Below are 15,344 nucleotides of genomic sequence, written 5' to 3'. Positions count from 1 at the left end.
TCCCCTTTGTTTGTTTTATTTATTAAGATTCAGAACAATGTGATGACACGTTTTAAACTCCGCGGGCGAATATACCAGAGCTAGTCAAGTCGGTAAACTAATACCCCATTTGCCGAAAAGTTCGCGAATTATGTTTAATCCGTTTCAAGTGATTAAACTGGCTACCTGGCTGCTACCCAGCAAAAGGTTCAGCGAAACCTTCTGGCCATCCAGTAGATTCTGCTCGGGTTTGCCGAATGCGTAGCCCTGGCCGAAATTGACGCCGATTTCTTTCAGCTTTATCGCTGTACCTGCCGATTCGACGAATTCGGCGATGGTTTTCTTGCCGAGTTTTGAGGCAATTTCCACCATGGATTTGACGAGTATCTGGTCGGTTTCGTTGTCGAGCAGGTTTCTGATGAATTGACCGTCGATTTTCACGTAATCGACCGGAAAGGTTTTGAGATAGTTGAACGAACAAAAGCCGGCGCCGAAATCGTCCAGAGCGAATTTGCAACCCAAGGCTCTTATTTTGTTAATCATGTGCCGGGTTTTTTCAAAATTGTCCACGGCGGCTGTTTCAGTAATTTCGAAGGTTAAACGGTTGGCGTCTATCCAGGTCATTTCCAGTTTATCCTTAATAGTGGATAGTAAATCCGGATATTGAAACGCGGTACTTGAAAGGTTTACGGCCAGGGAAATATAAGACATGTAACTGGGTAGTGCCGCCAGAAAGTCGATGGCGTTTTCAACGACCCAAAGGTCTATCGCGTGAATCAAGCCGGTTCTTTCCGCCACCGGAATAAACTGATCCGGCGTGATGACTTCATTGCCTTCGCCGCGCATACGCAACAACACTTCGTAGTGAGAGACATTGCCGTCCGACAACTGCACCACAGGCTGGAACACCAGAAATAGCTGATTATCCCGCAAGGCCTTGCGAATCAACGGCACCCAATAAATGTCCCGGCGTCTTTCCTTGACGATTAGATCATCGCTGTTGTAAACGCAGATTTTGTCTCTGCCGGTGCTTTTTGCAAAGTTGCAAGCTTGGCGCGCATGTAAAATCATTTCGCCCGGATGGAACGCGGAAACGGTATTGTCCAGGGCGGCGATGCCGATGGACACCGAGGCGCTGTAAGATACTTCTCCGGTGAAGAAACGGAAGTTGTCCACGGTGGTTTTGATGGTTTCTGCGAGAATCTGTGCTTGCTTTTTGGTTTTGTTTTCCAGGAATAAACAAAACTCGTCGGCACCGATACGGGCGAATAAACTGCCGGCCGGTAATAGTTTTCGGACCAGAATGGCCATTTCAACCAGTAAACGATCACCCACTTCAAAGCCTTCCAGTTCGTTAATCAGGCTGAAGCGGTCTACATCAATGAACAATAACGACCCGTCTTTTTGCGCTTTATTGCTATGATTTAGCACCAATCTCAGTTGGCGCTCGAAACTACTGCGGTTAAATAAACCGGTTAATTCGTCGTGCGCGACCAGAAACTTCAGTTTCGCATCGATAACGTTTTTGGCGGCTAATTCATTGATCAATTGTTCTTCCTGACGGTGACGCAATTGGCGTTCCTGTTTCAGGCTCAGCAAAAACTTTACTGCAAGTATCAGCTCCTGGGTGTTAACCGGCGTATTGATTTTATAAGTTAAGCAATTGTCTTGTTGCGGCTGACACCGATCAAGGTCGCAGTCAAAGCAGTCGTCGTTCAGAATCACCACCGGGATGACTGATACCGAGTTGGCGCTGGATAAGCTTTGACACATCTCCCGAGGATGGCAAAGCGGCAACATTGCGTTCAGCACGATCAGACCGATTCTGTCGGGTTGATCGGCGTAAGGCTTCAATATTTCGTATATTTGTTCGCCATTTTCAGCTATACGAATATCGGTAAAGCCTTTGGCTTTCAATGTGGATGCGATTTTTTGAGCAGAGACTTCATTATGCTCCGCAACGACAATCAGTTTTTCTTTGAGCGCGTCATTGGCAATCATCTAATACCATCCAGGTATTGGCATAAAATCGGGAGCTGTCAGCATGGTCAGGAGGAGGCCGGCATTTAATAAGCTTGTATTTTCATATAATTGGTCTAGGTTTAAGCGCAGCCTTTAATGCTATTTCTATGCTATTGGTTTTCAGTATAGGTGTAAATTTAATTTTTTAGAATTATTGATGATAGCTTACTCACCGTCCACATTGACTGTTGCCGATTTGCTTAGAGGTGATTTACAACTCGCCTCGCCGCCGAATGCCTATTTTTTGTTAAAAAAAATAGTCGAAGATCCGAATAAGACCGCGAAAGACGCGGCTGTGGTGATCGAAGCCGATGCGGCATTGGCGGTAAAGCTACTGAAGATAGTGAATAGTGCTTTTTATGGTTTTCCATCCCAAATCAGTTCGATTGCCAAAGCCATTACCATGATTGGAACCCGTGAGTTGCAGAATCTGGTGCTGGGTACCTTGATTGTCGAACGCTTTTCCGATTTACCGGGACAACATTTCTCTATACACGATTTTTGGGCCAGAAATTTGCGCTGCGCGTTGATTGCACGCGAGTTGGATATTCATTTCGGCAAGCACTATGCCGACACCGCGTTTCTGTGCGGCTTGGTCCACAACATCGGGCAATTGGTGTTTTATCGGCGGATTCCGGTATTGGCCCGGGAAGTCGACTTATTACTGCAATCGCAAATCCCGCTCGCGGTGGACGAAGAGGTCACGGTGGAGCAGAACGTGATCGGCTTTGACCACTTTCAGGCCGGTGCCGAGTTGTGCAAACAATGGATGTTACCGGACGTTATCGTGGAAAGTATTCGCTTGCATTGCTTTCCTGATCTGATCGGGCCTTACGCCGATCTGGCTGCCATGGTCAGGCTGGCCAACTGCTTAAGTCGAATCGAAAATCCCTACGATGCCCACGCTGTCAATGCTTTGAATCTGACGCCCGAACAAATCAGTTTCATCCTCGATAAAATCAGCGACGAATTCGAAGTCATTTTTAAATTGTTCTATCCCACTGTCTAAGTGCGCTTAGGCAATTGCAGCTGCTTCCTACAATTCCTCGAATATCTGTTGCTGAAAGGTGACAGTAGCCAATCGAAAAGATCTCAATAATTAGCTAGAGATAGGCTATCGACTTTTCTCGAATGCGGTTTTTGTCGCAAAAAAACAACGGATAGGCCAATTAAATTCGTTTTGTCATAAAGTTGTCACATTGCCTCCATACAATGCGCTCAAGCTCGCTGGTCGTTGTGATCTTTGAGTAACGCATTGATTTATATAATTATTGGAGAAATTTGATGAGACTTTCTAAGCTGAGCCTGGCAGTAGCAGCCGTTATGGGCTCGGGTATTTGCGCCGAGGCGATGGCGCTGGATTTGTATGTTGATGCCAAAACCAAGCAGATTTTTGCTGAGCCAGGTCCGGGCCGGACCAAGCTGGGTTCATTTGAAAAAGTCGAAGATACCGCCGCGCAAAAAGCTGAAGCGCAAGCGCAGAAGGCTGAAATAGCACAAATCAAGGAAGATTTGGCTTTGAAAAACAACGAGTTGAAAGCGCTGGATGAGCACATTAAAGATCCTAAATTCAGCGAACTGGAGCTTAACGAGAAAGGAATTAAATTCGAGAGTAAGGATGGCAACTTCGAAATGGCTATCAATGGCAGGATGCAGGTTGATGCGCAAATGAATGTTTCCGATGGGTCACCCATTAGTAACTCAACAGCTACACCTAATGACACGCAACAGTTAGCCGATGGTGCCAATATCAGACGTGCCCGTCTCGGTGTTGAAGGTAGCTATTATCACGATTGGGAATACAAATTTGAATATGACTTTAGCCGCGGAGGTAACTCCGGTGTAGCAGCGGGTATTACTGATGCTTACATCAATTGGAGAGGTTACGATCCGCTTGGGGTAAAAGTAGGTTCGTTCAAAGAGCCCTTCAGTTTGGAAGAAGCGACCAGTAACCGTTGGCTGACCTTCATCGAACGTAACATGGCAGTCAATGCGTTTTCAGATAATCCAAATGCCTATAAAACCGGTTTTGCTTTGACATGGTCGGATCCTCGCTGGACTGCTGCGGGCGCCATTATGACTGAGCCCGTTGGCGGCGGTTGGGCGTATACCTCTTCTAGGGGCAGCAATGGCAATAACAACCGTAACGGCGGATCTGGAGATATGGGCTGGGAACTGACAGGCCGTGTTACCGCGTTACCTTGGTTTGAAGATAAAACCAAGTTTTTACATGTTGGTGCGTCTGGATCGCAGCGCTATTTGAATGACGCTGGAAACAACAATGCTATGAGATATCAAGCAGCTATAACCAACGTTGATAGAACCGCTATCATCGACACTGGAACAGGCATATTCGACAACGTCTCCACTATAACCAGAATGGGTGGTGAATCTGCATTAGTCTACGGTCCTTTTTCTGCTCAAGCCGAATACATACAAGCCGACCTTTCTGGCCGTGTTAATAACAACGAAAGCCTCAATGGTTACTACGGATATGTTAGCTATTTCTTGACCGGCGAGTCTCGCGCTTACAAGACTAAAACCGGTGCGTGGGATCGCTTGAAACCTAAACGTCACTTTGACATGAAAGGTGGTTTGGGTGCTTGGGAAGTTGCCGCAGGTTATGACTATCTTGATTTGAATGATAAGAATGTTAGAGGTGGCCGAGCTGCCGTGGCGAAGTTTGGTTTGAATTGGTATCCAAATTCGCATATCAAGATGATGGCTAACTACATTCATGCTCTGGAAATTCAACGCCCAGGTACCAGCAGCTTAACTGCGCCAACAAACGGTGCGGGCTACGATGGTTCCAAACTTGACGCCTTCGAACTGCGCGGACAAGTTGACTTCTAAGCCAAGCTTTGAGAGGCAAGGATAGCCTCGCGTAAAATCAAAAAAACCGCCTCGATCTTGAACGTTCCAGGCGGTTTTTTTATGGATGCGATCTGGAACTATCACGTCAAAGATATCAAAGTATGGGAAATGAATCTTGCTACGGCTCTGTCTGCTAGACTAATAGTCCGTTTAGACTTCGTCAATATTATGACAGAACAACAATCTCTAGCCCGATATGGCTGGCTATCCATTGCTGCCGCCGTCAGCACCATCGCACTAAAAAGTTACGCCTATTGGCTGACCGATTCCGTGGGCTTGCTGTCCGATGCGTTGGAGTCGCTGATTAATTTGGTGGCGGCGATCATCATGCTGGTGGTGCTGACTATTTCTGCGCGGCCACCTGACGATACGCATGCTTATGGGCATGAAAAAGTAGAATATTTCTCCAGCGGTGCGGAAGGCATCATGATTTTGCTGGCGGCTTTTAGTATTGGCTACGCGGCCTGGGAGCGATTATGGAATCCGCTGCCGCTACAGCAACTTGATCTGGGTATTGCGGTTTCGGTGTTTGCTTCCCTGATCAACTTGGCGGTTGCCCGAATTTTGATTGGTGTCGGCCGCCGTCGGCAGTCGATTACCCTGGAAGCCGACGGTAAGCATTTGATGACCGATGTCTGGACGACAGTCGGGATTTTGGTCGGTATCGCCATTATCTCGGTGGCAAACCGTTTCGAGCCGAGTCTGGCGTTTGCCAGGCAATTGGGGCTGAATGGCTGGGAAATACTCGACCCGATTATTGCCATAGGAGTGGCGTTAAATATTGTCTGGGCCGGCTTGCAATTGATTCGCCGGACAGTGTCGGGCTTGTTGGATGCGGCGTTATCTCCGGCGGAAATCGCTGAAATTGTCGCTGTACTTGATGAGTATGTGGCCGGCGATGGCATTGCTTATCATGCGTTACGGACGCGTTACGCCGGCGCCAGGCGTTTCATGTCGGTGCATGTGTTGGTGCCGGGTGGCTGGACGGTGCAGCAGGGCCATGATTTGCTGGAAGCCATTGAGCAGCAGATCAAGGACAAGTTCGACAATATTGATATCGATACCCATCTTGAACCTATCGAAGATGTGGCCTCTTGGGAGCACTAACTCGGAATAGTCTTTGCGGGTAGTAGGATGTGCTGAGCGAAAGCGAAGCGCATCAATCGCGCCCGATGCGCTTCACGTTGTTCAGCACATCCTATATTTCCTTTGAGTTTCATATCTCAATCAGACTCAACCCCAGCTCTTCCACGCTTTGTCCGGCAATTTTAAAGCCGCGCATTTCCAACACGCCCTTGGTATTTAAGGAAATGATCAAATGCAACGCATCCGGATAGCTGGCTTCCTGGATGTCGGTCGGTGAAGGCTGGGCCGGAGTGTGCGGGTGCGAGTGGTAGATTGCAAATAGCGTTTCGCCTTTTTCGCGTATTTGGCGCATGGCTTCGATTTGCTGACTGGCGTCCAATAAAAAGCGGTTCTCCGGGGTGGCTGCGCTATTTGCCACCGGATAACAACTCACCGGCATGCCGGTGCTGTCCGCGCCGATTAGGCCGCAAACCTCCGCATCCGGGGATAACTGAGCCAAGTGCAGTAACTGGTTGGTGAGCTTGCGCGGCAGAGAAATTTCGCTGTTGTTCATAATGTGTTCCAAAGTCCTGATGTCACCCGAGGATTGCCGGATAAGTCGGCATGTGTGTTGACCTGTCGGTAACCCAATTCGTTAAAAATGGCCTGTACCTCGGTTTGTTGATTGTAGCCGTGTTCGACCAATAATTGCCCATAGTCTTTCAAATGCGCTAGGGCTTGTTCGGCAAGTTGCCGAATGTCTTGCAGGCCGTTTTCGGGGCTGATCAAAGCGCTGCTGGGTTCGAAGCGTACATCGCCTTGGTACAAATGCGGGTCTTTATCCGCGATGTAGGGTGGATTGCTAATTACCAAATCAAAGCCTGTTTCCTCGATGTTGTCGAACCAACTTGACTGCACAAAACGCACATTGCCGGTGTTGAGTTGCTGCGCGTTATATCGGGCGACTTCTAAAGCTGCGGAGCTTAGTTCGCAGGCAAAGACTTGGGTCAATGGTCGTTCGGCGGCCAGCGTGACGGCGATAATCCCGGAACCGGTGCCGAGATCGATGATTTTACAGGTCCGGTCTGTCGGTAATAGCGATAGGCTGAGCTCGACCAGCAATTCGGTGTCGGGGCGGGGAATCAACACATCCGGGCTGACTTTGAAATTGCGCGACCAGAATTCGCGTTGGCCGGTTAAGTAGGCAACTGGTGTGCCATGCGAGCGCTGCTTTACCAGTGCTTGAAACTGAGCGAGTTGTTCCGCGCTGGGTTGATGATCCGGCCAAGCCCGGATAAATGAACGGTTTTTGTTCAGGCAGTGGCAGAGCAACACTTCGGCGTCAAGCATTGCGGTTTCGGATGTCGTGCTTAGCTGTTCGTTTGCCGCGATCAGCAGGCTCAGGAGCGAATGGTCATTGCTTTTAGACATTTCCCAACTGTGTCAATAATTCCGCCTGATGTTCGTGTATCAGCGGTTGAATCACATGCTCCAGTCCGCCTTCCATAATCTCTTCCAGTTTGTAGAGCGTTAGATTGATGCGGTGATCGGTGAGGCGGCCTTGCGGGTAGTTATAGGTGCGGATGCGCTCGGAACGATCACCGCTACCGACTTGCAACTTACGGCTTTCCGATTGCTCGGCGTGTTGCTTTTCCTGGGCGGCGGACATCAAACGCGCTTGCAAAACCGACATCGCGCGGGCGCGGTTTTTATGCTGCGAGCGTTCATCTTGACATTCGACGACCACGCCGGACGGAATATGGGTGATACGGATGGCCGATTCGGTACGGTTGACGTGCTGGCCGCCGGCGCCGGAGGCACGGAAGGTGTCGACGCGCAAATCCGCAGGGTTAATGTCGATTTCGTCAACCGCATCGACCTCCGGCATGATCGCCACGGTGCACGCCGAGGTATGCACGCGGCCTTGCGATTCGGTTTCCGGTACGCGTTGGACGCGGTGGGTGCCCGACTCGAATTTCAGTTGTGAGTAAACATTCTGGCCGCTGATGCGCATGATGACTTCTTTAAAGCCGCCGTGTTCGCCGCGATTTTCGTTGATGATCTCGGTGCTCCAGCCTTGCCGTTCCGCATAGCGTTGATACATACGCGCCAGGTCGCCGGAGAAAATTGCTGCTTCGTCGCCACCGGTACCGGCTCGGACTTCTAGAAACACGTTGCGGTTGTCGTTCGGGTCTTTTGGCAGCAGCAGGATTTGCAGCTGTTGTGTCAATTCCTCGCGTTGGGCTTCAGCAGCCTGAATTTCCTCCTTGGCCATTTCTCGCAGTTCCGGGTCGCTGTCCTTGGCCATTTCCTGGGCCGATGCCAGATTGGCTTCGTTTTCCTGATAGGTTTTGTAACAGGCGACCAGTGGCTCGATCTGCGCGTATTCCTGGCTTAGGCTGCGGAATTGGTTTTGATTGCTTTGTACTTCCGGTTGCGACAATAACGCGGTGATTTCTTCGAAGCGTTCGCCGAGGTTTTCCAGTTTGGTTTGTATCGAGGGTTTCATTCAGTGGCTTATCGTAATTTGAAAATTTCGCGGGAAGCGGCGATCAGGTCGTGGCGCTCATTGGCGCCAGCCTCGCGCAATTGCGCGCAGGGAGTGTGGATCAATTTATTGGTCAAGGTGTGGGCGAGGCGCTGCAACACTTCGTCGGCAGCTGCGCCGCTGTTGAGTTGGGCTAAAGCCTTTTGTAAGGCTTCGTCGCGAGTCTGCTCGGCCTGGGTGCGGAAATCGCGGATGGTTTCCTGCGCGCCTTGAGAGCGGAGCCAGGCCATAAAGTGTTCGACTTGAGTGTCGATGATTTCTTCTGCCTGCTCGGCGGCGCGGCGGCGCGAGTCCATGTTTTGATTAACGGTGTTTTGCAGGTCGTCGACGGTATACAAATACACGTCACGCAGTTGTGCAACCTCTGCCTCAATGTCACGCGGCACGGCTAGATCAACCATGAACATCGGTTTGTGCTTGCGGATCTTGATCGCGCTTTCCACGCGGCCTTTGCCAAGTATCGGCAATTGGCTGGCGGTGGACGACACCACAATATCGGCTTCCGCCAAATGATTCGGCAACTCGGCTAGGTTTATAGCGTAGCCGTTGAATTGCATGGCTAAAGCGTGGGCTTTGTCGTAAGTGCGATTGGCAATAATGATGCGGCCGATACCGTGCTGGTATAGATGGCGGGCGGTAAGTTCTATGGTTTCGCCTGCACCTATCAGTAACGCGGTTTGTTCGCTGAGCTTGTCGAAAATCTGTTGCGCCAGTTGCACGGCGGCAAATGCGACCGAGACCGGGCTGGAGCCGATAGCAGTGTCGGTGCGCACTTTTTTGGCGGCGGAAAAGGTGTGTTGAAATAATTTACTGAGATTTCTGCCCAGCGTGCCGGCTTGTGAAGCGGCATGGTAGGCGGTTTTCATTTGGCCGAGAATTTGCGGCTCGCCCAAGATCATCGAATCCAGGCCGCAAGCCACACGGAACATATGTCTTATCGACTGGCTATCTTTATAGCTGTAAAGATAGGGAGTGAAGTCGGCTGGTTTGATCTGTTTGGTGTCGGCTATCCAGTTTACCAACGAGGATTGGTTATCGCTGTCGGCCTGATAGTAAAACTCGGTGCGGTTGCACGTCGATAGAATGGCCGCTTCGCTGATTTCGCGAAGATTCCATAAGTTTTTCAGGGTGTTATCGAGCATTTCCGTCGGGAACGCCAAGCGTTCGCGGATCGCGACCGGGGCGGTATTGTAATTTATCCCTACGGCAAGAAGAGTCATCGGTTGCGAACAATAGCACAAGAAAAGTCCGCTATTTTAAGGAATGCGCTGTTTTTGTCCAAATACAATGAAACGACAGTCCGATTCAGGGGCTTTTTCTGGTAATCTATCGTCAATAGTTTTTCAAAAGTGGGTCAATTGATTGCATGAAAAAATGGATAGCCATAGCAATGTTTTTATCGATGTCAGGATGTGCGGTTTCTCCTGAGAAAGAGCCTGACGCAGAAGGTGTGCCAGCCAAGCCGGAGGGTTTGGAAAGCAGAGTTAACCGCAATACGGTGATCGACGAAGAGGTGCTGTATTTGCTGATGGCCGCCGAATTGGCAGGGCAGCGCAATCAGTATCATTTGGCCATGGATGCTTATTTGCAAGCCGCTAAGCGAGTTGATGATCCGCGGATTGCGGAGCGGGCCGTGAAAATCGGTTTGTTTTTGAAAGATGAGCAGCGTACCCGCGAGGCCTTGACGGTTTGGTTGTCCAAAGACGGTAAAAATTTGGCGGCGAGAAAGTTTGCCGTGTTATTGGCAATCAAAAATTCAGATCAAAAGGCGGCTTTAGAAAATCTCAATGCCATGCTGGCCGATGATCCGGCCGGTTTTGAGGCTGGCGTGCTGGAAATGACCAAATTGATGGAAAAGGAAGGTCGCACGCAATTTACCTACGACGTGTTGGAAGAGTTGGCTGTTGAGCATCCTAATCAAGCGAGCGTGTTTTTCTTGCAGGCGGTTTTGGCGTCGGTTCTCCAGAATAATGAGTTGGCTCAGCAGAAAGTTAGTCAAGCGTTGCTGATCCAGCCTGATTGGAATAAGGCTGTGATTTTGCAAGCACAGCTGGCCGGACGCTCCGGCGACTTGGCTAAGGCGCGCGCCTCTTTGGAAAAAGCGGTTAAGGCGGCGCCGGAAGATAGAATGCTGAGAAAGATGTTGTTGGAAGTGTTGGTTAACGGTCACGACTATGACGATGCGATAAAGCTGTGCCTGAGTGTGCTGGAAGATAGGCCGGACGATGCTGAAACGCTGTTTACGTTGGCTTTGGTTTATATGCAGCAAGGCCAGGTCGATAAGGCTGAAAACGTACTTGAGAAGTTGCTGAATAACCCAGAGTGGGAAGGGCAGGCTAGTTTTTACTTAGGTAAGATTGAAGTTGATCAACAGCATCCGGATAAGGCGTTAACTTGGTTTGATCGGGTGAGCGACGGCAATTATGCATTCGACGCGGATATGGCTGCGGTGTCTTTGTTGATGAATCAAAAACGCTTCGACGAGATCGAGGCGCGCATCAAGCGGATGGATAACAAATATCCTGAGCAGCATTTGCGGGTGTTGATGGTTAAGGCGGAGCTTTACAATCAATTGGGTAAATACCAGGAAGCCTTCGATGTTTTGACGCTGGCTTTAAAAGATATGCCCGATAATCGCGAAGTGCTATATGCCAGGGCATTGGTTGCCGAGCGCTTGGACAAGCTGGATGTGCTGGAATCCGACTTGCAGAAAATTTTAGACAAAAAGCCGGACGATGTGGGTGCGCTGAACGCGTTGGGTTATACGTTGACCGATAGAACACAACGCTATCAGGAAGCGGCTAAATATTTGGAGCGCGCTCTCAGTTTGCAGCCTGATGAGGCAGTGGTGATAGATAGCTACGGATGGTTGCAATTTAAGCTCGGAAAGCCTGATCGGGCCCTGGAGTTTTTGCGTAGAGCCTACGAGAAGCAGCCGGAAAATGAAATTGCCGCGCATATTGCCGAAGTGCTTTGGTCTTTAGGTGAGAAAAAGGAAGCAAAAGAGCTTTTCGACAGTGTTTATAAAAAATCTCCTGATGACGAATATTTGTTGGAGTTTAAAAAGCGCTTTTTGCAAAACGGGCAATGATTTTTAAGGGCAGTGTATTTTTGCTGGCTGTGATGATCTTGTCCGGCTGTTCTTTATTGTCTGAGAAGCCTGAAGGTACTTACCGTTTGCAAGATATGAGGGTGTTGCAGCAGCAACAGCAGTGGTATTTTGAGGGGCGATTGGCTCTGGCTGATGAGAAGGATTCTTTTTCTGCGTCGGTGAGTTGGCGGCATCAGTCTGGCAGAGACGATATTGAGCTTTCGGGGCCATTGGCTCAGGGTAAGCTGTTGATTACTGTCGAAGCTGATTTTGTGGTGCTGGATGACGGCGACAATCACAAAGAATTTCGCGGACCCGCAGAAGAGGTCCTGGCGGAGCAGTTAGGTGTCATGATTCCTGTGAACGCTTTGAGGCATTGGGTGCTCGGTATGCCTGATCCGGAGCAGTCGTTTGTCGAGCAAGTTGATGGATTTTTTCAGGCTGGATGGCGGGTTGGTTTCAGAGAAATGCAACAAGTTAACGCTTTGGTGCTGCCGAGAAAAATCAATGCGGAAAAAGATAAGACAAGAATTAAATTAATAGTGGATCAATGGGATTTGTCGTGACGGGAATGCAAGAACAGGCGGCGGGTTGGGGTGAGAAATGGCCTGCGCCGGCTAAGTTGAATCTAATGTTGAGGATCACCGGGCGTCGTCCCGATGGCTACCATTTGCTACAAACAGTATTTCAGATTATTGATTTGTGTGATTGGATAACTTTTTATCCTGCGGAAAATGGCCGGGTCTATTTGCGCCATCCAATTCCAGGTGTCCCGGAACACGAAGACTTAACTGTTCGTGCCGCCAACTTGTTGAAACAATACACCGGGTGTTCATTCGGTGTGTGTATCGACGTCGAAAAGAATCTGCCTATGGGTGGCGGCTTGGGTGGTGGTAGTTCCGATGCTGCAACTACTCTGGTGGTGCTGAATAGGTTGTGGAATTTGCAGTTACCATTAGAAAAATTGATGGAGTTGGGATTGCAGCTTGGCGCCGATGTGCCTGTTTTTGTCTATGGTTACACCGCTTGGGGTGAAGGTGTTGGGGAGGAATTAAAGCCCGTAACGATTCCGGAACAATGGGTTGTGGTGATCAAGCCTGATTGTCACGTGAACACTAAGCAGATTTTTTTGGCGGAAGAGTTGACAAGAGATAGCAAACCCATCACAATGCGCGACTTCATTGCAGGCGATTGGCGGAATGATTGTCTTCCCGTCGTTAGTAAGTTGTATAAGTCGGTGAGTAATGCATTGGATGCATTGTCTCAATATGCAGAAGCGAGATTAACTGGAACAGGGGCTTGTGTGTTTGCCCAGTTCAACTCGGAAGAGTCGGCGCGTGAGGCCTTTTCTGTGTTGAGTCAGAATTGGTCGGTTTATTTGGCTCGAGGGCTTAATGTGTCGCCTCTGCATGAAAAATTAGAACACGGATCTGTTTAGTCAATTTAATGGGCTGTCGCCAAGCGGTAAGGCACGAGGTTTTGATCCTCGCATACCAAGGTTCGAATCCTTGCAGCCCAGCCATAATCTCCACACAATAGTTCCTTAGGAGTGCTTGAATGCGTGAAGCCTCGGTAATGGTATTCTCGGGGAATGCCAATAAGGCGTTGTCTGAAGGTATTGTGAAGAAGCTCAATATGCGCCTCGGCATGGCGACTGTTGGTCGTTTTAGTGATGGCGAGATTTTTGTTGAGATAGAAGAGAATGTTAGAGGTAGGGATGTATTTGTCATACAGCCTACCTGTGCGCCTACCAACGAAAACCTGATGGAATTGTTGGTGATGATCGATGCTATGAGGCGGGCGTCTGCGGCTAGAATAACCGCTGTGATGCCTTATTATGGTTATGCTCGGCAAGATAGGCGCTCAAGATCGGCCAGGGTGCCTATTACTGCAAGATTGGTTGCGGATATGATAGGAAATGCCGGGGCTGACAGGGCTTTGACCGTTGATTTGCATGCTGATCAAATTATGGGGTTCTTTGGTATTCCTGTTGATAATGTGTATGCCTCCCCTATTTTGCTAGGCGATATTTGGCGGCAAGAATACGAAGATTTGATCGTGGTCTCGCCCGATGTTGGGGGCGTGGTAAGGGCTAGAGCCATTGCCAAGCGTCTCGGCGATGCTGATTTGGCGATAATCGACAAGCGTAGGCCTAGGCCGAACGTTTCTGAAATAATGCACATTATCGGCGATGTAGAGGGTCGGACTTGTGTCATGGTAGATGACTTGGTCGATACGGCTGGCACTTTGTGTCACGCGGCCGAAGCGCTCAAGAAAAATGGTGCCAAGAAGGTTGTTGCATACTGTACTCACCCGGTGTTATCCGGTGCGGCTGCGGAGAATGTTGAAAATTCCGTTCTTGATGAGTTGGTGGTTACTGATACGATTCCGTTGACTGCAGAATTGTCTGGGATTGATAAGATCAGGCAGCTAAGTGTTGCGGAAATGTTGGCGGAAACAATACGGCGGATAGCTGTGGGCGAGTCTGTAAGTTCGCTTTATGTTGACTGATAAGAATTAAAGTAGTGCTTGTGGAACAAGCTTTTGGAGAAAAAAATGGCTAACGTGTTTGAATTTGTTGCAGAAGCTCGCAGTGCCTCGGGCAGTAGTGCGGCCAAAGTTGTTCGTCGCCAGGGTAAAGTGCCAGCCGTAGTTTATGGCGGCAACGGTGCTCCTGAGATGTTGTTGCTGGACCATAACGAAGTGGTTAAGCATTTGGTGCATGAGGCGGTTTATTCTCATGTGCTTGATCTTAAAATCGACGGTAAAACAGAAAAAGCTGTTCTTAAGCATATACAGAGACATCCTGCAAAGCCGATAGTTTTGCATATGGACTTTATGCGTGTTGATGAGACGCATAAATTGAAAGTCCATGTTCCTTTGCATTTTATCAATGAAGCTATTTCGGTCGGCGTTAAAAAGGGCGGTTTAGTCACTCATGCAATGGCTGATGTGGAGGTGCTGTGTATGCCTTCCGCTTTGCCGGAATTTATCGAGGTAGATCTGGCTGGTGTAGATGTTGGTTCGACAATACATTTGTCTGATTTGGTTTTGCCGGCCGGTGTTGAAATTGCTGCCTTGCAGCATGGTGCTGAGCATGATCATCCGGTTGCACAAATTGTTAAGCCAAGATCTGTGGAGTCAGTTGAGTAATAGCATATTAAGCCTCTCTTGAATGATTAAGTTAGTTGTTGGTCTGGGTAATCCTGGGCGGCAATACGAAAAAACCCGGCATAATGCCGGGTTTTTGTTTGTAGAGTACCTGGCGGGATTGGCTGGTGTTGGTTGGTCGAGCAGTGGTCAGTTTTCCGGTGAAGTGGCGGAGTGCAATATTGGCGGATGTAAGCTGATATTGTTAAAGCCGATGACTTTTATGAATAAAAGCGGCATGTCTGTTGGTAAGCTTTTGCGATATTACAAGCTCATTCCAGGCGAGATGCTTGTGGTTCATGATGATCTTGAGTTGTCCGAGGGTGTTGTCAGGTTAAAGCGGGATGGAGGTCATGGGGGGCATAATGGGCTTCGCGATATTATCGCCCACATTGATTCTCGTGATTTTTACCGGCTGAGACTCGGTATTGGTCGCCCTGTCACAAGGGAAAAGGTAGCTGATTACGTATTGTCTGGATTGTCGCTAGACGGTCAGGCGAGACTGCTTGGTATGTTTGAGGGAGTGGCAAAAAATATGGAGGCGCTAATTGCGGGCGATTTTGCTCTGATTAATGCCTAAGAGTCTTTAGAAAGGATTCTTAAAAAAAACTTGAC

The 15,344-nt window shown here is 49.1% G+C and carries 14 protein-coding genes and 1 tRNA gene; 10 read left to right on the top strand and 5 right to left on the bottom strand.

Translation table 11 applies throughout. From position 1 onward, the window contains the following. Positions 1-144: 144 nt before the first annotated feature. Positions 145-1,980 carry a GGDEF and EAL domain-containing protein gene (locus tag METH11B_RS0111445; RefSeq protein WP_026602137.1) on the bottom strand — a complete coding sequence of 612 codons (1,836 nt, stop codon included), beginning with the start codon at positions 1,978-1,980 and terminating at the stop codon, positions 145-147. A 178-nt stretch (positions 1,981-2,158) separates the two neighbouring features. On the opposite strand from METH11B_RS0111445, the gene METH11B_RS0111440 reads away from it, so the two are divergent. The 3 genes from METH11B_RS0111440 to METH11B_RS0111430 all read left to right on the top strand — a co-directional run bounded on the left by METH11B_RS0111440 (position 2,159) and on the right by METH11B_RS0111430 (position 5,982). Beyond that, entirely contained in the window at positions 2,159-3,010 is an 852-nt protein-coding gene (locus METH11B_RS0111440; protein WP_026602136.1) for an HDOD domain-containing protein, read from the top strand. 275 nt (positions 3,011-3,285) lie between these two features. After that, a complete protein-coding gene (locus METH11B_RS0111435) occupies positions 3,286-4,854 on the top strand; it encodes an OprO/OprP family phosphate-selective porin (protein WP_036275884.1) in 1,569 nt (522 codons plus the stop codon). 81 nt (positions 4,855-4,935) lie between these two features. After that, complete coding sequence (locus tag METH11B_RS0111430) at positions 4,936-5,982, top strand: cation diffusion facilitator family transporter (protein WP_026602134.1); 1,047 nt, start codon at positions 4,936-4,938, stop codon at positions 5,980-5,982. Positions 5,983-6,091: 109 nt separating this feature from the next. On the opposite strand, the gene METH11B_RS0111425 is transcribed toward METH11B_RS0111430, so the two are convergent. From METH11B_RS0111425 to hemA, 4 genes are read right to left on the bottom strand one after another with little or no spacing between them, the layout of a single operon-like run. Then, complete coding sequence (locus tag METH11B_RS0111425; RefSeq protein ID WP_026602133.1) at positions 6,092-6,514, bottom strand: Mov34/MPN/PAD-1 family protein; 423 nt, start codon at positions 6,512-6,514, stop codon at positions 6,092-6,094. Further along, on the bottom strand, positions 6,511-7,371 hold the full coding sequence (gene prmC, locus METH11B_RS0111420; protein WP_026602132.1) for a peptide chain release factor N(5)-glutamine methyltransferase: 861 nt from the start codon (positions 7,369-7,371) through the stop codon (positions 6,511-6,513). Before prmC ends, METH11B_RS0111425 begins: the two co-directional genes overlap by 4 nt. Then, on the bottom strand, positions 7,364-8,449 hold the full coding sequence (prfA, locus tag METH11B_RS0111415) for a peptide chain release factor 1 (RefSeq protein ID WP_026602131.1): 1,086 nt from the start codon (positions 8,447-8,449) through the stop codon (positions 7,364-7,366). The genes prmC and prfA overlap by 8 nt, the downstream gene beginning before the upstream one ends. An 8-nt stretch (positions 8,450-8,457) precedes the next feature. Continuing rightward, positions 8,458-9,708, bottom strand: a complete 1,251-nt coding sequence (gene hemA, locus METH11B_RS0111410; protein WP_026602130.1) for a glutamyl-tRNA reductase — start codon at positions 9,706-9,708, stop codon at positions 8,458-8,460. 146 nt (positions 9,709-9,854) lie between these two features. Between hemA and METH11B_RS0111405 the strand changes: the two genes are divergently transcribed. The 7 genes from METH11B_RS0111405 (at position 9,855) to pth (ending at position 15,309) form a co-directional block, all read left to right on the top strand. Further along, the gene (locus tag METH11B_RS0111405; protein ID WP_036275881.1) at positions 9,855-11,579 is read left to right on the top strand and encodes a tetratricopeptide repeat protein; all 1,725 of its coding nucleotides are present in this window, start codon (positions 9,855-9,857) and stop codon (positions 11,577-11,579) included. After that, positions 11,576-12,145, top strand: a complete 570-nt coding sequence (gene lolB / locus METH11B_RS0111400; RefSeq protein WP_026602128.1) for a lipoprotein insertase outer membrane protein LolB — start codon at positions 11,576-11,578, stop codon at positions 12,143-12,145. The genes METH11B_RS0111405 and lolB overlap by 4 nt, the downstream gene beginning before the upstream one ends. Before the next feature lie 5 nt (positions 12,146-12,150). Beyond that, on the top strand, positions 12,151-13,017 hold the full coding sequence (gene ispE, locus METH11B_RS0111395; RefSeq protein WP_036277368.1) for a 4-(cytidine 5'-diphospho)-2-C-methyl-D-erythritol kinase: 867 nt from the start codon (positions 12,151-12,153) through the stop codon (positions 13,015-13,017). Positions 13,018-13,026: 9 nt separating this feature from the next. Beyond that, positions 13,027-13,101, top strand: a tRNA-Gln gene (locus METH11B_RS0111390). 35 nt (positions 13,102-13,136) lie between these two features. After that, positions 13,137-14,090 (top strand): ribose-phosphate diphosphokinase, encoded by a 954-nt coding sequence (locus METH11B_RS0111385; RefSeq protein ID WP_020484787.1) that lies wholly within the window; start codon positions 13,137-13,139, stop codon positions 14,088-14,090. A 45-nt stretch (positions 14,091-14,135) separates the two neighbouring features. Next, positions 14,136-14,732 carry a 50S ribosomal protein L25/general stress protein Ctc gene (locus METH11B_RS0111380; RefSeq protein WP_026602126.1) on the top strand — a complete coding sequence of 199 codons (597 nt, stop codon included), beginning with the start codon at positions 14,136-14,138 and terminating at the stop codon, positions 14,730-14,732. 22 nt (positions 14,733-14,754) lie between these two features. After that, positions 14,755-15,309, top strand: a complete 555-nt coding sequence (gene pth, locus METH11B_RS0111375; protein ID WP_026602125.1) for an aminoacyl-tRNA hydrolase — start codon at positions 14,755-14,757, stop codon at positions 15,307-15,309. Positions 15,310-15,344: the final 35 nt, after the last annotated feature.

The sequence above is a fragment of the Methylomonas sp. 11b genome (assembly GCF_000515215.1).
Taxonomy (GTDB): Bacteria; Pseudomonadota; Gammaproteobacteria; order Methylococcales; family Methylomonadaceae; genus Methylomonas.
This window is presented reverse-complemented; position numbering and strand designations above follow the sequence as displayed.